Source organism: Frondihabitans sp. 4ASC-45 (assembly GCF_049472575.1).
GTDB lineage: Bacteria > Actinomycetota > Actinomycetes > Actinomycetales > Microbacteriaceae > Frondihabitans.
This window is the reverse complement of sequence record NZ_JBCEBN010000003.1, coordinates 1-17498: the sequence shown is the minus strand read 5'-3', so window position 1 is coordinate 17498 and position 17498 is coordinate 1. Positions and strand designations below refer to the sequence as shown.

At 67.7% G+C, this 17498-nt stretch carries 13 protein-coding genes; 8 read left to right on the top strand and 5 right to left on the bottom strand.

Going from position 1 to position 17498, the window contains the following annotated elements; all coding sequences use genetic code 11:
• Positions 1-78 precede the first annotated feature (78 nt).
• On the top strand, positions 79-1833 hold the full coding sequence (locus VH571_RS06275) for a hypothetical protein (protein WP_423263786.1): 1755 nt from the start codon (positions 79-81) through the stop codon (positions 1831-1833).
• Between the two features lie 126 nt (positions 1834-1959).
• Here VH571_RS06275 and VH571_RS06270 read toward each other — a convergent pair whose 3' ends face one another.
• Together VH571_RS06270 and VH571_RS06265 are read right to left on the bottom strand one after the other, a co-directional pair.
• The gene (locus VH571_RS06270) at positions 1960-2970 is read right to left on the bottom strand and encodes a cation diffusion facilitator family transporter (protein WP_423264014.1); all 1011 of its coding nucleotides are present in this window, start codon (positions 2968-2970) and stop codon (positions 1960-1962) included.
• A 112-nt stretch (positions 2971-3082) separates the two neighbouring features.
• The gene (locus VH571_RS06265) at positions 3083-4615 is read right to left on the bottom strand and encodes a hypothetical protein (RefSeq protein ID WP_423263785.1); all 1533 of its coding nucleotides are present in this window, start codon (positions 4613-4615) and stop codon (positions 3083-3085) included.
• A gap of 498 nt (positions 4616-5113) precedes the next feature.
• On the opposite strand from VH571_RS06265, the gene ileS reads away from it, so the two are divergent.
• The 4 genes from ileS to ndk are packed head-to-tail and all read left to right on the top strand — an operon-like array spanning position 5114 to position 10859.
• Positions 5114-8407 (top strand): isoleucine--tRNA ligase, encoded by a 3294-nt coding sequence (gene ileS / locus VH571_RS06260; RefSeq protein WP_423263784.1) that lies wholly within the window; start codon positions 5114-5116, stop codon positions 8405-8407.
• The gene (locus VH571_RS06255; RefSeq protein WP_423263783.1) at positions 8400-9917 is read left to right on the top strand and encodes a bifunctional folylpolyglutamate synthase/dihydrofolate synthase; all 1518 of its coding nucleotides are present in this window, start codon (positions 8400-8402) and stop codon (positions 9915-9917) included. The genes ileS and VH571_RS06255 overlap by 8 nt, the downstream gene beginning before the upstream one ends.
• Positions 9914-10399, top strand: coding sequence for a DUF4233 domain-containing protein (locus VH571_RS06250; RefSeq protein ID WP_423263782.1), 486 nt, complete (start codon positions 9914-9916; stop codon positions 10397-10399). Before VH571_RS06255 ends, VH571_RS06250 begins: the two co-directional genes overlap by 4 nt.
• Positions 10400-10439: 40 nt before the next feature.
• Positions 10440-10859, top strand: a complete 420-nt coding sequence (ndk, locus tag VH571_RS06245) for a nucleoside-diphosphate kinase (RefSeq protein ID WP_055962733.1) — start codon at positions 10440-10442, stop codon at positions 10857-10859.
• Positions 10860-10935: 76 nt separating this feature from the next.
• Here ndk and VH571_RS06240 read toward each other — a convergent pair whose 3' ends face one another.
• Together VH571_RS06240 and VH571_RS06235 are read right to left on the bottom strand one after the other, a co-directional pair.
• Positions 10936-11808 (bottom strand): DsbA family protein, encoded by an 873-nt coding sequence (locus VH571_RS06240; protein WP_423263781.1) that lies wholly within the window; start codon positions 11806-11808, stop codon positions 10936-10938.
• A 277-nt stretch (positions 11809-12085) separates the two neighbouring features.
• On the bottom strand, positions 12086-12706 hold the full coding sequence (locus tag VH571_RS06235; protein ID WP_235481035.1) for a vitamin K epoxide reductase family protein: 621 nt from the start codon (positions 12704-12706) through the stop codon (positions 12086-12088).
• Positions 12707-13047: 341 nt separating this feature from the next.
• On the opposite strand from VH571_RS06235, the gene VH571_RS06230 reads away from it, so the two are divergent.
• Both VH571_RS06230 and VH571_RS06225 read left to right on the top strand, forming a co-directional pair.
• Positions 13048-15900: an Rne/Rng family ribonuclease gene (locus VH571_RS06230; protein WP_423263780.1), complete on the top strand. Its 2853-nt coding sequence runs from the start codon at positions 13048-13050 to the stop codon at positions 15898-15900.
• A 28-nt stretch (positions 15901-15928) separates the two neighbouring features.
• Positions 15929-16744 (top strand): hypothetical protein, encoded by an 816-nt coding sequence (locus tag VH571_RS06225; protein WP_423263779.1) that lies wholly within the window; start codon positions 15929-15931, stop codon positions 16742-16744.
• A 109-nt stretch (positions 16745-16853) separates the two neighbouring features.
• Here the strand turns inward: VH571_RS06225 and VH571_RS06220 are convergent, their stop codons facing one another.
• Complete coding sequence (locus tag VH571_RS06220; RefSeq protein WP_423263777.1) at positions 16854-17129, bottom strand: DUF4031 domain-containing protein; 276 nt, start codon at positions 17127-17129, stop codon at positions 16854-16856.
• 171 nt (positions 17130-17300) lie between these two features.
• On the opposite strand from VH571_RS06220, the gene VH571_RS06215 reads away from it, so the two are divergent.
• Positions 17301-17498: large ribosomal subunit protein bL21 (locus VH571_RS06215; protein WP_423263776.1), on the top strand; the 198-nt coding region annotated here is incomplete at its 3' end.

Below are 17498 nucleotides of genomic sequence, written 5' to 3'. Positions count from 1 at the left end.
CCGGGCCGTGGCGTTGCTCGGGGGTGGGTCAGAGCGGCGACAGGCCTGCCGACTCACGCCGAAAGACAGACGAGTTCTTTGACGAAACCCGATTTCCGAGCCGCAGTGGCTCTTCCCGTAGCGCTCGCCCTGATCGTCGGAGGTTCCGTGCTCTCCGCCGGGGCAGCATTCGCCGCCGAGCCCGGCGCGGCCGCGACGAGCGCGCCGACGGCGTCCGCAACGCCCACGGCGACCCCGACACCGAAGCCCACGGCAGCGGCGAAGGCCGCCGCGCCGAAGGCGGCACCTAGCGACCTGAAGGCAGCGACCGTGCCCGCGGCCGACCGCGACGGCTACGTGCGCGTCACGGGAGCCCGCGACATCACGATCACCGGCACAGCGCCCATCGGCGCCAAGGTCGTCGTCACCGACAGCTGGGGTGAGCCGATCAAGCGCCTCACGACGACGGCGACGTCGTTCTCGATCCCGCTCCACTTCGCTGATGACGCCGGCTACGAGCAGTACCTCAGCGTGTACGCGACCTACAAGGGCGAAGACCTCAGCGAATACGACTTCGACGTCGAGTTCGACGCCGAACAGAGTGCGACGCCCACTATCACCGACCCGACAGCCGCCGTGTCGTACGAGGCCTCGCCCTTCCCGTTCTCGAACGGCGAGCCGCTCGCGGTCGTGCAGTTCTCGGGAACCGGCACGCCCGGTAGCGACGTCTACCTCGTCGCGCAGACCTCCGACGAGGAATCAGGGGGCGACATCTTCACCTTCGACTTCAATGACTCGGTTTCGGTCGGGGACGACGGCACCTGGACGTCCGACCACACCGTTTCGTTCGGCACGGAGAAGGTCAGCGCCTATCAGGTTGTGACGAACGATGAAGGCGACGAGATCACCCGGGAGTCGGAGCTGTCGAATACGATCGGCCTGACCATCACGGTCCCCGCCGGAACCGTCGTCCCGCCCACCGTCCTCGAGCCCACGTACGACGAGTCGTCCTTCGGCTCCTTGGGCTTCTCCTTCAGCTCGTCGGACACCGCAGCGGCCTCCTCCGCGGCGGAGCCCGCGCGGACCCAGGCCCAGAAAGTGAAGGCCCGAGCTGCGCGCGCCGAGGATCCTTCGCTCTCGTCGTCGTCCTCCTCGCGTGCATCCGTTCTGCCCCGGGCAGTTCAGGCGCTCGCCGACGAAGCCGACGAGACAGACGCCGAGATCGAGAAGTCGCTCGACGAGATCATCGACGAGCTCGGCATTCCCGTCAAAGGGACGGCCAGTGCGGCCACCCCGGGCAAGCTCGCCATGAAGGTCTCGGGAACGGGCACGCCCGGGCAGCATGTCGTGCTCTACGAGGAGCGACCCCTGACGTCGCTCTACTACTTCGAGGCGCTGTACCCGACCCTCTTCTCGGGGGAGTTCGAACCCGAGGTGCTGAACGCCGATTCGGCGACCGGTGCCGCGCGGCTGAGTTCGCCTCGCGCCCTGAGCGGTGACCCCGCCTCGACGACGCCGTTGCCCGTCGACGACGGCTCGATCGTCGTCGCGGCGGACGGCACGTGGTCGACGACCCTGTCTCGCACGCCGGGCAACTACATCATGACCGCGTTCCAGGTCGACCCTGCGGCGACCGGCGATGCGGCCTATTCGGTGCCCTCCGACATCCGATTCATCCACCTGACCGGCACGCCGTTCGTCACGTCGGCTGCTGTCGCTGGCGCGGCTCCGGCCGAGCTCGCCTTCACCGGGTCGGACTCCGGCCCGCAGGCGCTCGTCGGATTCGCGGTGCTGGGCCTCGGCGTCGGGCTCCTCGTGGTGGCGCGTCGCCGCCGGGGCTCGGCGTCGGCCTAGGTCGCCTGCGCCGCGTACTCGACGCCCTTAGTCGCGTTTTGCAGGTTTAGTCGCGAAATACCGCGACTAGACCTGCGAAACGCGACTAGCTGTCTGCGCGAGTGCTGCAGGGGACCGGATGCGACCTCAGGCCAGCGACCCCGGCGCCGCATCCCGCGCCTTGGCGGGCGACAGGCTCGGCTCGTCGGGCGTCGAGAGCGTCAGCACGGCCTCTTCGACGATGTCGTGCCCCTCGAGGGCGCGCTCGATGCGGCGGAGTGCCACGGCGACGTGCTCCTCGTCGGCATTGCCCACGATGTCGACAGCGGCCACGACGTAGAGGCGGCTCGGGCCGACGAACTCGGTGTGCAGGTAGGTGACGCGATCGATGTCGTCGCGCTCGAGGAGGCGGCGCAGCACGGTCGACTCGACCTCGTCTGTCGGGCTCTCGCCGATCAAGAACCGTCGGTTGCGATCGATCAGCACGACCGCGACCACACCCAGCAGCACGCCGACCAGGATCGATCCGATCGCGTCGAAGACGGCCGATCCGGTCACCTGGTGCAGGAAGATGCCGAGGAAGGCGATGAGCAGTCCGACAAGGGCCGCCGCATCTTCGAAGAAGACGGCACGAAGCGTCGAGTTTGAGGATCCGAGGACGTGGCGGAGCACAGGGATCCTGCGTTTCTTTGCAACACCCCGCGCCTGCCGCAGCGCCTGGATGAACGAGGCTCCCTCGAGACAGGCGGAGACGCCGAGCACGACGTAGTTGACGACGAAGCTCGTCTCCTCTTCGGCCGAGCCCAGTTCGGAGATGCCGTGGTAGATCGACACGACGGCGCCGACGGTGAAGAGGCCGAATGCGGCGAACATCGACCAGACGTAGGTCTCTTTGCCATAGCCGAGCGGGTGGTCGGCGTCGCGTCGGCGACCGCCCCGGCGATCGGCGACGAAGAGGAAGATCTCGTTGCCGGTGTCTGCCCAGGAGTGCGCGGCCTCGGCGACCATCGAGGCAGAACCGGTCAGGAGCGACGCGATGGTCTTCGCAACGGCGACCAGGAGGTTGGCCGTGAAGGCGACGATGACGGTGAGCGAGCTCTCGGGCTTGGCGCTCCCAGCGGACGAACCCTCGCCCTCGCGGGACGAACCGTCGCCCATGGCAGTCGAGCTGTGGGCGTCGGGTGTCGTCATGTGCCCAGTCTGCACCCACCGCTCCGGGGTGGTTTCGGGGCGGTGGGTGCAGCCGGTGCTGCGAGGCGGGGAGCCCGCGTCAGCGCGACATCGTGATCGGCGCGGTCGAGTACGACGTCGAGGTGCCGCCACCCGGGTGGCGCAGCGTGACCTGGACGTAGTACGCCCCGGTTGCCTTCGAGCCCAGCGTGAAGCGGCGGTGGTTCGAGCCCTTGGTGACGGGGATGTCGGAGGCGAGGGTCGTGTATCCGCTGCCGCCGGGCGCCTTCTTGCCGACCTTGATCGTGGCCGTCGTGCCAGCGATCCACGCGGCATCGTGGAACTTGATGACCGTCGAGGCCTTGGCCGCCGGGGCCTTCCGCAGGTGGATCGATGACAGGTGCCAGGTGTTGGCGCCCGGATCCTCGTTGGGGTCGAAGCGCAGCGAGGTGATCGTGCGGCCCTTCCAGCCGAGACGCGGCGAACGCGAGTTCTCGTCGAGCGGATTGCCCTTGGCCAGGTCGACGCTGAGGGTGCGGGCGTTCGGGCCGGAGTAGGTGACGATGTCGTTGCTCTCCTGGGGGGCGGTGGTGCCCTTGGCGTTCCACACGAGCCGCGCCATCTTGCCGCCGCCCGGGCTGTTGGCCAGCGAGTAGCCACCGTTGTAGGTCAGCCGGAACGAGAAGTACCGGTAGGTGCTGCCCGGGAAGGCGCTGACGGGCAGCAGCACCTCCGGGTCGTTGCGGTTCGATCCCGAGTTGGTGGCGGTCATCCCGGCCGCGCCGTAGCCCTTGACGGTCGCGTTCTTGACCTTCACCCCTCGGGCTGCCGCCGCGCTCGTGAAGACCCACTGCTTGCGCCCTTGGGCGGTGCTGATGTCTTTGCCCTCGGTGGTGTTCGGGCTGTCGACGACCGAGATCGGTCGCGAGATGACCTTGACTCCGTCGTAGGTGCCTGCGGGGTAGGCAGCGAGCGAGCCGGTCTTCTTGTAGATGCGGAGCCAGTCGATCTTCGCGAGGATCGGGCTGGTCTTCGATCCCGAGATGGTCGGGGCGATCCGGAACCGGACGATCGGCTTGCCGTGATCGTTCCACGGCCTCTTTGCCCCGACGGTCGACTTAGAGGTCAGGTTGAAGTTGTAGACGTGCGTGCCCTTGTACAGCTTGAAGGTCTGGCCGCCCCCGCAGGTCGCGAGGGTGGTCGAGCAGGTCCACCACCAGATGGCGCCGACGCCCGACGAGGGCTGGTTCATCTTGAACGACACGTGGTCGTAGCCGCTGGGTGAGACGGGCTTCGCGGCGCCGTCGCGCCCCACGGCGAGAGAGCCCGGCTGCGAGATGATCGGTGTGAAGTAGTCGCCGCCGCCGACGCGCAGGTTCATCACCCCGTTTTTGATACTCAGGCCGCGGACGCGGGCCGCGTCGGTGTTCTGATCGCCCGAGTTCGAGTAGTCCCACGGGTCGCCGTAGGCGCGGGTCGCGAAGTCCGGAGACTCCGCCTGGGTGGTCGCGGCCTGAGCGCCTGAGGCCGGTGCCGCGAGATCGATGGCACTGGCGAGTGGCGCCGCGACGACGATCGCGACGGTGAGAGCAAGCGCGCTGCGGCGCCGTGATGCGAGACGTGTGGACGCCATGATGGATCCCCTGACCGACGGTCCCCGAAGACCGTCTTTTTCACACTAGGCAGGCCGAACACGCCCTAGTAATCCCCGCTTTGGGGGACTGGTACCGCCTGTCTGTGGGCCTTTGTGCGGACCCCGTGTGGGCCTTCGTGCGGACCACCGACGTAAAGCACAGACGAGGATCCGGCCGACCCGTCACCGACTCATCGTGATGGCGGCGCTCGACCTGCCCCGATCCCCGCTTCGAGGGCCACGGTCTGCGGCTACACTTGGAGCGCACTGATCCGGCCATCACCGGGGAGCACTCGGAAGAACGCTTGCAGCGAGCAGACCACGGTCTGCGAAGTGCGGGCCGGTAGAACCGAGCGGGGCAGGCCCGACATCGCCTGACAATGAGTGGCCCTCCGGCAATCGAGGTGGGCAAGCGGGGTGGTACCGCGACTCCCGGTGACATCCGGTAGCCGTCCTCGTGCGAGAAGCAAGCACCGCGCATCTGCACTGGAGTTGACAATGGCCGCTGAGTTCGACGAAACCACCGAGTCCGCCCGCACCGATCTCGACCACGTCGGCACCGGTCGTCGTGCCGTTCCCGCGTCGCCGAAGTTCCCCGACGTCGAGCAGGGCATCCTCGCCTTCTGGAAGCGCGACGACACCTTCCGGGAGTCGATCGCCCAGCGCGAGGGCTGCGAGGAGTGGGTCTTCTACGATGGCCCCCCGTTCGCCAACGGCCTCCCGCACTACGGTCACCTCTTGACGGGCTACGCCAAAGACGTGTTCCCCCGGTTCCAGACCATGCGTGGCAAGCAGGTGCACCGACGCTTCGGCTGGGACACCCACGGACTCCCGGCCGAGCTCGAGGCGATGCGCCAGCTCGGCATCACCGAGAAGCACCAGATCGACGAGATGGGCGTCGCGCAGTTCAACGCGGCCGCCCGCAAATCGGTGCTCGAATACACGGGGGAGTGGCAGGAGTACATCACCCGCCAGGCACGGTGGGTCGACTTCGAGAACGACTACAAGACCCTCGACACCTCCTTCATGGAGAGCGTCATCTGGGGCTTCAAGACACTCCACGACAAGGGCCTCGCCTACGAGGGCTTCCGCGTGCTGCCGTACTGCTGGCACGACGAGACGCCGCTGTCGAACCACGAGCTGCGCATGGACGACGACGTCTACAAGATGCGTCAAGATCAAACCGTCACGGTGACGTTCCCCCTCGTCGGCGAGCGGGCCGAGGTGCTCGGGCTGACGGCCGTCAAGGCTCTCGCCTGGACCACCACCCCCTGGACTCTCCCGACGAACCTCGCGCTCGCGGTCGGCCCCGCCATCGAGTACTCGGTGTTGCCATCCGGCCCGCTCGGTGCCGCTGACGGGTCGGCCGACGGGCTCACCCGCTTCCTCCTCGCGACCGATACCGTCGCCGCCTACTCGAAAGACCTGGGCTACGAGAGCGCCGACGACGCGCTCGCCGCGGTCGAGCGCACTGTGCAGGGACGCGAGCTCGACGGGGTCCAGTACGACCGGCTGTGGGATCACTATGCCGACCTCGAAAAGTGGGGTACTGAAAACGCGTGGCGGATCCTGGTCGCCGACTACGTCGCCACCGGCGAGGGCACCGGCATCGTCCACCAGGCTCCCGCCTACGGTGAAGACGACCAGCAGGTCTGCTCGGCCGCCGGCATCCCGACGATCATCTCGGTCGACGAGGGCGGGCGCTTCCTGCCGATGTTCGGCGAGGTCGCGGGCCTGCAGGTCTTCGATGCGAACAAGCCGCTCACGCAGATGCTGCGTGCCGAGGGGCGTCTGCTCCGCCAGGCCAGCTACGAGCACAGCTACCCGCACTGCTGGCGCTGCCGCAACCCGCTGATCTACAAGGCCGTGTCGTCGTGGTTCGTGCGCGTGACCGACTACCGCGACCGCATGGTCGAGCTGAACGAAGAGATCAACTGGGTTCCCGAGAACGTCAAGCACGGCCAGTTCGGCAAGTGGGTCGAGAACGCGCGCGACTGGTCGATCTCGCGCAACCGCTACTGGGGATCGCCGATCCCGGTGTGGAAGAGCGACAACCCGGAGTACCCGCGCGTCGACGTCTACGGCTCGCTCGCCGAGCTCGAGGCCGACTTCGGTCGTCTGCCGCTGAACGCGGAGGGCGAGCCCGACCTGCACAGACCGTTCATCGACGACCTCACCCGTCCCAACCCCGACGACCCGTCGGGCGCATCGACCATGCGTCGCATCGAAGACGTCTTCGACGTCTGGTTCGACTCCGGCTCGATGCCGTTCGCGCAGGTGCACTACCCGTTCGAGAACCAGGAGTGGTTCGACAGCCACAGCCCCGCCGACTTCATCGTCGAGTACATCGGGCAGACCCGCGGCTGGTTCTACGTCATGCACGCCCTGTCGACCGGTCTGTTCGATCGTCCGGCCTTCTCGAACGTGATCAGCCACGGAATCGTGCTGGGCTCCGACGGCCAGAAGATGTCGAAGAGCCTCCGCAACTATCCGAACGTCAACGAGGTGTTCGACCGCGACGGCGCCGACGCGATGCGCTGGTTCCTCATGTCGTCGAGCGTGATCCGAGGCGGCAACCTGATCGTGACCGAAGAGGGGATCCGCGAGAGCGTCCGGCAGTTCCTGCTCCCGCTCTGGTCGACCTACTACTTCTTCACGCTCTACTCGAAGGGGCACCAGCCGACCTGGCGCACCGATTCGACGGACGTGCTCGACCGGTACCTGCTGGCCAAGGCCGGTCAGCTCGTCGACGACGTCGCTCACGACCTCGAGTCACTCGACTCGCCCCTCGCGACCGCGAAGCTCCGCGACTTCGCCGATGTGCTCACCAACTGGTACGTGCGTCGGTCGCGCGATCGTTTCTGGTCGGGTGATGACCACGACGCCTTCGACACGCTCTACACCGTGCTCGAGACGCTCACCCGCGTGGCCGCGCCGCTGGCGCCTCTGGTCACCGAAGAGATCTGGCAGGGCCTCACCGGAGGTCGCAGCGTGCACCTCACCGACTGGCCCGATTCGTCGGCGTTCCCGCGCGACGACACGCTCGTCGACTCGATGGACCGGATCCGTGCGATCGCGTCGTCCGGCCTGGCGCTCCGCAAGTCGACCGGGCTGCGGGTTCGCCTCCCGCTCGCCTCGATCACTGTCGTATCTCAGGATCCCGCGCAGCTGTCGCCCTTCTCGGCCATCCTCCGCGACGAGCTGAACGTCAAAGAGGTCACCCTTGACGCCCTCACCGAAGAGTCGCTCGGCGACTACGGCGTGACTCGCAAGCTCACGGTCAACGCCCGGGCCGCCGGTCCGCGCATCGGCAAGCAGGTACAGCAGGTCATTCCGGCCGCCAAGAAGGGCGACTGGTCGCTCGGCGACATCGACGCGTCGGGCGAGCAGGGCGTCGTCGTGGGTGGTATCGCTCTCATCCCCGGCGAGTTCACACTCGAGCTCACCGTGGCCGAGGGCGCCGGGGCGATCGCCTTCGTCGGTGACGGCGGCTTCGTGCTCCTCGACACGCAGATCACGCCCGAGCTCGCGGCCGAAGGGCTCGCCCGCGACGTCGTCCGCGCCGTTCAGGCCGCGCGAAAATCCGCGGGGCTCGACGTGAGCGACCGGATCCGACTGACCCTCGGCGTCGACGCGGCGGCCGAGGCTGCCGTCGAGGCGCACCGCGACCTGATCATGGGTGAGACCCTCACTCTGAGCCTCGAGGTCGATCTCTTCTCCGAGGCCCCCGACGACGCCGTTCCGGTCGGCGACGGTGCGGCCGTGACAGTGCAGGTGAGCAAACATGAGTGACACCCCCGCAGGCCCCGGCCGCGACGACGACGACGACGAGACTGTCGACCCCGGGCCGCTGCCCGACGTGTTCGGCACGCGCGACGACTTCGGCGACTTCCCCTCGATGGGCGACGACGACGAACGCGATCACGACGATCGTGACGACGAGAAGGAGCTCGACGAGTCCGCCGACGAGGCGGGAGCCCGTCTGGTCTACGAGGCCCTTCTCGCGCGCATCGGTGAGAACACCCCGCAGCCCCGCCTCGAGGCGACCCGTCGTGCCGTCGAACTCCTCGGCGACCCGCACCGCAGCTACCCGGTGATCCACATCACCGGCACCAATGGCAAGACGTCGACCAGCCGCATGATCGAGAGCATCCTGCGCGCCTACGGACTGCGCACCGGCCTGATGACGAGCCCGCACCTGGTCAAGGTCAACGAGCGGATCGTGATCGACGGCGAGCCGATCAGCGATGCCGCGCTGGCCGCCAACTGGCGAGACATCGCACCCTTCCTCAGCATGGTCGACGACGAGCTGACGGCGGCCGGCGAGGAGCCGCTCACCTACTTCGAGGCGCTCACGGTGCTTGCTTTCGCGTCGTTCGCCGACGCACCCGCGGACGTCGTCGTGCTCGAGGTCGGCATGGGCGGCGAGTGGGATTCCACCAACGTCGCCGATGGTCAGGTCGCCGTCTTCACCCCGATCGCGCTCGACCACACGAAGCGGCTCGGCTCGACCGTGCTCGAGATCGCCCGCACCAAGTCGGGCATCATCAAGCCCTCGTCGAACGTCGTCTCGGCCGCGCAGGTGCCCGAGGCGCTGGCCGAACTGCAGCGCGCCACGGAGCTCTCGGAATCGACGTTCGTCTCGGAGGGCGCCGGATTCCAGGTGCTCGAGTCGAAGGTCGCCGTCGGCGGTCAGCTGATCTCGGTGCAGGGGATCGCCGGCCGCTACGAGGAGATCCCGCTGCCGTTGTTCGGTCGCCACCAGGCACAGAACGCGGCGGTGGCGATCGCAGCCGTCGAGTCGTTCCTCGGCAACGGCACCCAGCCGCTCGACCCCGAGATCCTCACGGAGGGGCTCGCCGGCTCGTCGTCGCCCGGTCGACTCCAGGTGCTCAGCAACGATCCGACGATCCTCGTCGACGCCGCGCACAACCCGCACGGTGCGCACTCGCTGGCCGAGGCGCTCGGCGAGTACTTCGACTTCGACCGCGTCGTCGCCGTGCTCGCGATCCTCTCGGACAAAGACGCGGGTGGCATCATCCGTGCCCTCGCGCCCGTCGTCGAGCAGTTCGTCATCACGCAGTCCGATTCCGATCGGGCCATCGACGCCGACACGCTGGCCCAGATCGCCGTCGGCATCGTCGGCCCCGACCGGGTGACCGTCGAGACGAACGTGGTCTCTGCGCTCTCGATCGCCCGCGACCTCGCCGACGAGACCGAGAAGGGCGGTGTCGTCGTCACCGGATCGATCACGCTGGTCGGTGAAGTGATGAGCCTGACGCTCGAGGCCGGAGACAAGTGAGCAACGTGACGAGCGATCCTGACGGGGCCGCCTCGGATCCTGAGGTTCCCGTGTCGGATGCCGCGACCGGGCGCAGCCCCCGCACCGCTCGCCCGCGTCGCCAGCGCTCGCTGACCGAGAGCCTGCTCTCGATCATGCTGGTGCTCGAGGCATGCGTGCTGTTCTTCCTTGTGCTGAACGTCGGCGGTGCCGGGGTTCTGCCCTGGAGCGTGGCCCTTCTCGGCGGCGCCGGGTTCGTCGTTCTCATGCTCGTCGCCGGCGCCGGCCTCCGCTACCGCTGGGGCGTCGTGCTCGGCTGCATCGTTCAGGTGCTGCTGGCGTTGACCGGGATCCTCGTCGTCTTGATGTACGTCGTCGCAGCAGTCTTCATCGGCATCTGGATCTTCTGCCTGGTCAAGGGCATCCAGATCGACCGACGGAACGCCGCCCTGCGCGCGTGGATGGAGGCCAATCCCGGCCTCGATCCGCGCGACTATCAGTAGTGCAACCCTTTCTCATCGCCCCCACCCCTAAGGAGCCACCGTGTCCGATCTCGAAGAAACCCTGGTCCTCGTCAAGCCCGACGGCGTCGCCCGTAACCTGACCGGCGAGATCCTCCGCCGCATCGAAGCGAAGGGATACGGTCTCGTCGACATCAAGCTCGTCGAGGCCGACCGTTCGCTCCTCGCAGCTCACTACGAGGAGCACGTCGGCAAGCCCTTCTATGAGCCGCTCGTCGAGTTCATGGAGTCCGGCCCCGTCGTCGCCCTCCGAATCGGCGGCAACGGCGTCATCGCCGGCTTCCGCTCCTTGGCCGGTGCCACCGACCCGACGAGCGCGGCACCCGGAACGATCCGCGGCGACCTCGGCCGCGACTGGGGCCTCAAAGTGCAGCAGAACCTCGTGCACGGCAGCGACTCGCCTGAGTCGGCCGCGCGCGAGCTCGCCCTCTGGTTCGCCTAGGCACCTGCGGCCACAGCGCCGAACGGCCCCGCACCTCTGACGAGGTGCGGGGCCGTTTCTTTGTGCGGGGGAGCGGCTAGCTCGTCGCCTGGCTGGTCACGAACGACGAGAACGCCGCCGCGTCGGTGAGCGAGCCCGAGTACGCCTGACCGTTGACGATCACGGTGGGTGTGCCGGTGAGCTTGGCGAGCGACGAGTTCGGCAGCTTCTCGTTCAGCGCCGCCTTGGTCTGGTCGGCGACGAAGCCCTTGAAGGTGCCGTCGTCGATGCACGACGAGATGTCGGGGCTCGTCGCGCCGGCGGCCGTGATCAAGCTCTTGAGCTTCTCGTCGGTGAGCCCCTTGGAGCCCTCGGCCGGCTGGTTCGCGAAGAAGGAGGTGTTCACCGCCAGGAACGAGTCGGGGTCGTAGTTGGCGACGCACATGGCCGCGTTGGCCGAGCGAGTCGAGTACTTCGTGCCGAGCGACGACGCGTCGAGGATCGAGATCGGGTGGATCTCGTAGGTGATCGCACCCTTCTTGAGCCACGTCGAGATCTGCGCTTCGTTAGTGGTCTCGAACTGGTTGCAGTAGGGGCACTGGTAGTCGAGGTAGACCGAGATGTTGACGGTCTTGTCGAGCTTCTTCTGGTCGGTCGGAGTGATGCTCCCGCCGGCGGGCACGGCCTTCGTCTCGACGGCGGTGATCTTGCTGGTCGACGCGCTCCCTTGAAGAAGGATCCCGCCCGACGCCATGTTCTTCGGGCCGGGGCCGGCGGGCTGCACCGAACTGACGATGATGAGCGTGACCGCGGTCACGAGGGCGAGCGCACCGACGATGATTCCGCTGACCAGGAGGCTCTTGTTGCGGCGACGGCGTCGGGTGGCGGCCTCACGGGCGACGCGCGCTTTCTCTCGGGCTTCGTCGCGACGATCGCGCTTGGTCTGACCGGTCTCGGGGGGCGGTGTCATTGGTCCTCAGATCTGCGTAAACATCGGCTGTCGATCAACGACAGTAGCCGGGGCAGGTGTCTGGCCGAGGCTGAACGGTGACACGTCATGGATTTCCTGGGAGATCCCCCAGGGCCTCTTCAGTATCCGAAATGAACTCGCCCGGGCTTGGCGGACCCCCGGATGGCCAGACAACCCCAGGATGCCACCCCCGAATTGGCCAGCGGGGGGTGCCTCAGCGGCCGCGCCGCGCGCCGCGCGCCGCGCGGCGCGCGGCGGGCGGGCTTGGGAGGGCGAATCAGCCGAACAGCACCGAGAGCAGCAGCGGGAAGTGCTGGATGATGATGATGACGATCACGAGGTAGTTGACCACCGGGAGCACCCACGAGTAGGGCAGGAAGGCGCGCATGCGGCGCTGGAGCGTCGTGCTGCGAGTGAGCTTGCCGTTCGCGAGGTTCCAGACGGTGAAGACCCAGAACATCGGGATCGTGGCCGTCCAGACGAGCATGCACCACGGGCAGAGGGCGCCGATGAAGAACACCGTCTGAATGAACAGGAACGTGACAAACGCCCAGGCCAGGAAGAGGCCAGCGTTGAAGGCGATCCAGAACCAGCGCGCGAACTTCGCCCCGGCGAGCAGCGCGACTCCTACGGCTATCGGGGCGACGAACCCCGCGACACCGAGGATCGGGTTCGGAAAGCCGAAGAGGTGCGACTGCCAACTGTCGATCACGGTCGAGCACGAGACGAACGGATTGATGTCGCAGGCGAGCCCCTTGGTGGGGTTCTCCAGGAGCTCGTACTTCTCGACGACCAGCTTGAACGAGCCATAGAACCCGACCACCCCGGCCACGATCAAGAGGATCGCGGTGAGCGGATGCTGGATTACGGGCTTGGTGGAAACCTTGGCTGACGGCACCCACGGATTATGACACGCAGAGAATCCACCCCGACGGGCAGGGCGTGCGATAATCGGGACAGTCCCAGGGTGAGAGCCGGGCGAGCTTTCCGACCGTGACGGTCGGCTGCCAGAAACGACAGGCAAGACGGTCGCCAGAAACGACGGGCGACCGAACAGATTTCCACGGATCCTGACCGGATCCCGTGACAGAACAGATTTCGCGGAGCAGCGAGATGCGGCGACCAGGGGTCGCTTCGTCCAGTCAGGTTCACGCGCACATGATTTCCCGGCGGCAATCCGGGTGGTGTTCGAACAGAGCACCCGCAGAACGTCGCACGGGGCGAGGAGTTGCACCACCAATGGTGGAGAAGAACGAAAACAGTCCCAAGAGAAGAAGTCGCCTGTTCGCCGGATTCCGGTCGAAGCAGGCAGCGAAGCAGGCGGAGCCCACGGCTTCGACCGCACCTTCCTCTCATTCCGAGCGAGCCGACGCGGTGCTGAGCGCCCCGGCCGCCGACACGAACGTGCCCCAGGAGGCGACCGCTGTGACCCAGCCCGACAGCACCATCGACAACGCCGGCAACGACGGCACCGGCACGAACAACGACAGCGCCGCTTCGGCCGAGTTGGTCGACACCGAGACGATCGAGCGTGACGCGGCCGACCAGACGCCCGTCGTCCCGTCGGCCTCGCCGTTCGAAGCGCCGCTCAGCACGACGAGCCTCATCTTCCACGCGCCCGAGATCTCGCCGTTGCCGGCGCGCTACGACGACGACGAAGACGACGACGACCGCGATCAGGGGCCGGCGCGTCGTCGATCCCGAAGCCGCGGCGGCAACGGAGGCGAGGGCTCCGACGAGGTCTCGACGAGCCGCACCCGTTCGCGCGCCAATCGCGAGCCGCGTGAGCGCCCCGAGCCCGAGCTCATCACCGAGCCCCAGCGCATCAAGGGCTCCACCCGCCTCGAGGCCAAGAAGCAGCGCCGTCGCGACGGCCGCGACGCCGGTCGCCGCCGCCCCGTGGTCACCGAGGCCGAGTTCCTCGCCCGGCGCGAGAGCGTCGACCGCAAGATGGTCGTCCGCTCGCAGGGCGACAGCATCCAGATCGGCGTCATCGAAGACGGCATCCTGGCCGAGCACTACGTCGCCAAGTCGCAGAACGTCTCGCTCATCGGCAACGTCTACCTGGGCCGCGTGCAGAACGTGCTCCCCAGCATGGAAGCGGCGTTCGTCGACATCGGGCGCGGCCGTAACGCCGTGCTCTACTCCGGCGAAGTCGACTGGGACAAGATCGAGCACGGCAACCAGCCCCGTCGCATCGAGCTCGCCCTCAAGCCGGGCGATCGCGTCCTGGTGCAGGTGACTAAGGATCCAGTGGGTCACAAGGGCGCGCGCCTCACCAGCCAGATCTCGCTCCCGGGCCGATTCCTCGTCTACGTGCCGAACGGCTCGATGAACGGCATCAGCCGCAAGCTGCCCGACACGGAGCGCGCTCGTCTAAAGAAGATCCTCAAAGAGGCCCTTCCGGAGAACACCGGCGTCATCGTCCGCACGGCGGCCGAGGGCGCGACCGAAGAGCAGCTGACGCTCGACGTGAAGCGCCTCCTCAACCAGTGGGACGACATCTCGAAGAAGGTCGAGGCGGGCAACGCTCCCAACCTCCTGCACTCCGAGCCCGACCTGCTGATCAAGATCGTGCGCGATGTCTTCAACGAAGACTTCCACGAGCTCGTCATCGACGGCGAAGAGTCGCAGCAGACCATCGAGACGTACCTCTCGGCGGTCGCGCCCGACCTCCTCGATCGAGTCAAGGCCTATGAGGGCGACAAAGACTCGTTCGACGAGTACCGCCTCAACGAGCAGATCGACAAGGCCCTCGACCGCAAGGTCTGGCTCCCCTCTGGCGGCTCGCTCGTGATCGACCGCACCGAGGCCATGACGGTCGTCGACGTCAACACCGGCAAGTTCGTCGGGTCGGGCGGCAACCTCGAAGAGACGGTCACGAAGAACAACATCGAGGCCGCTGAAGAGCTCGTGCGTCAGCTCCGCCTCCGCGACATCGGCGGCATCATCGTCGTCGACTTCATCGACATGGTGCTCGAGACGAACCGCGACCTCGTGCTGCGTCGTCTCGTCGAGTGCCTCAGCCGCGACCGCACCAAGCACCAGGTCGCCGAGGTCACGTCGCTCGGGCTCGTGCAGATGACCCGCAAGAAGCTCGGCCTCGGCCTCATGGAGTCGTTCCAAGAGATCGGCGTCGACCGCCAGCAGGCCCAGGAGCAGCAGCAGCAGAACCGTCAGCGCTCGCAGGAGCGTCGTCGTGCCAAGCAGGGCGGCAACGGCGGTGCAGCAAACGGCAATAGCAACGGCGGAAGCAACGGCGGCGGCACTGGTCGCTCTCAGCGCGGTTCCGAGTCGCAGCCCGCGACTGGCACGATCCACGCCATCACCGACGACGTGAAGAACGCCCTCGCCAAGATCGCCGCGTCGACCGTCGTCCACTCCGACGACACTCCCGCGACTCCGGCCGAGACGGCTGCCGCGGTCGAAGCAGCCATCGATGCCGTTGCGGCCGAGAACGCGGCGGGCGATTCCGTGTCGGCGACCACGTCGGATCCTTCGGTTTCGACGGCAGCGTCGATCTCCCTCGACGACGACGCGACCGAGACGCCGGCCAAGGGCCGCTCACGTCGCGGCCGTGGCCGTCGTGCCTCGTCGTCGGCAGCGTCGGGTGAGGCCGAGACGTCGTCGGCACCCGCTGTCATCGATCTGCCGAGTGCCGGCTCGGCACCCGTCGAGTCGAAGCAGGCTGAAGAGACGCAGGCCGAGTCCGCGCAGGCGGAGCCGAAGCAGGCCGAGTCGACGCCGGCTGAAACCACGCCGACCGAGGCCCCCGTCGTCCGCGAGAAGGCGCCGTCGCGTCGCTCGCAGGCGACCGTGGTCCAGCCGGAGGCGACCGTCGCGATCCTCGACATCCCCGTCGCCAAGGTCGAGCGCGCACCGCGCAAGATCTCGACTCACGACGCCGAGCAGATCCTCGACTCCGTCCTGGGTGCGCTGCCCGAACCCAAGCAGCCCGGTCAGGGTCGCAACCGGTCGCGTCGCGCCTCCAGCACGGGAACGGCGGCCGCTCCGGCCTCTGCACCGGCGGCCGGTGACGACGAGGCGGGCCCGTTCATCCTCGGCGTGGGAGTATCGTCCGACGACCTGTAATAGCTGATCGGGCCGAGAGGAGTCGCGCGTGTCCACACCGATGACCCCTCCCGGCCCGCACTCGGCCCCGCACGCGTCACCCGGTAGGCGGGCGTCGTCGAGGCGGCGCCGCCGAGGTTCGCGCCTGCCGGAAGGCTTGGCAGGCGTCGGGGTCACGGCCGGGTCAGTTCTCGTCGCCGCCGTCGCCGTGGGAGTGCTGATCGTCGTCCGATTCGTCGTAGCGCTGATCCAGCTCCTGGGCAACGCGGTCGCCTACGATCCCTCGGCCTACGGCACCGGCTTTCTGGCCGCTCCGGTCGGGCTCTTCTTGCGCGGGGTCGTGCTCGACCCCCTGCCCTTCTACGTCGTCGCTCTCCTCGCCTTGGCCGTGGTCTTCCGCGTGACCGCGACCGTGTCTCTTCTGCTCGCCCTAGCGCGAGCCGTGGCAGCCGGAGCCGCCGGAGCAGCCGCACTCGTCGTCGGGGGCCTGATCGCCTCCGTGCCCTCGGGAGACGTAGCGGCAATTGTCGTCGGCACCGTGTTCGCGCCGCTCGCACTCGGCGTGCAGCTTACGGCCGTCCTCGCCGGGGGAGTCACGCTCTCCTGGCTCTGGGCGACGCGTCTCGAGGCGGCCGGAGCGGCCACCGCGGTCGCAGCGTCAACTGTCGACGGCGACGGCGACGGTAACGAGGATCCCTCGGTCGAGCCCCCCGAGGCCAGGCCGGTCGGTGGCGAAGAGGCGTCGGTCTCGGCCCACGCCGTGCCGGATCCTGCGATTCATCCTGCCGAGGCGCCTGCGCCGGCGCCCGCGCCGCCTTCCGACCCGGAGTCACTCGCCCGCTTCGCCCCGCCCGCTCCGCGCTAGGTCGCTGCCGAATTCGAAGGAGAAACGCCGGCACCGGCACGACAACTCAAGGATCCGACGGGGTGCGGCACCGAAATCTCCTTCGAATTCGCACACGGGGCACGCAGGATCAGCGCAACTGCCGTTTACGCCACTGCGGCACGCGCAACCCGCTCGCCTGCAGGCGCACGGCCAGCTCCTTGCCGCCCACCGGCAGCGCTCCGGCGGCAACGAGCTCGTCGTAGCGGCTCGCGGGAACGTCGTAGTGGTCGAAGTCGAACGCCCGTCGCGGGACGCCGTGAGCCTCGGCGAACTCGTGCAGCTCGTCGTACGACGAATCGCTGACGAGGTGCGACCACACGGTGTCGTGGGCGGGCCAGACGGGATCGTCGATCAGGATGCTCACGCCGAAAGGCTACTCGCCGCTGTTTGACGCTCCCGCCCCCGGCCGGTAGTCTTGGCCGTTGGTGCGTGCTCTCGAAGCCGCCCAGACTTCTCGGCCCGGCCATCTGCGCTCGGGCATATCGGGCCTCAGACGGCGATCGCCATCGGAAGCCACCCCAACCAAGGAGCATCCATGGCATTCGCAATCGTGCGCGCCGGTGGTCGTCAGGAGCGCGTCGAGGTCGGAACGATTCTGACCGTCGACCGTCTCAAGGCCGCCGAAGCCGACACCGTCTCGTTCGTCCCCGTCCTGCACGTCGACGGCGACACGATCCTGRCCGGCGACGACCTCGCCAAGGTCACCGTCGAGGGCGAGGTCTTGAACGACCTC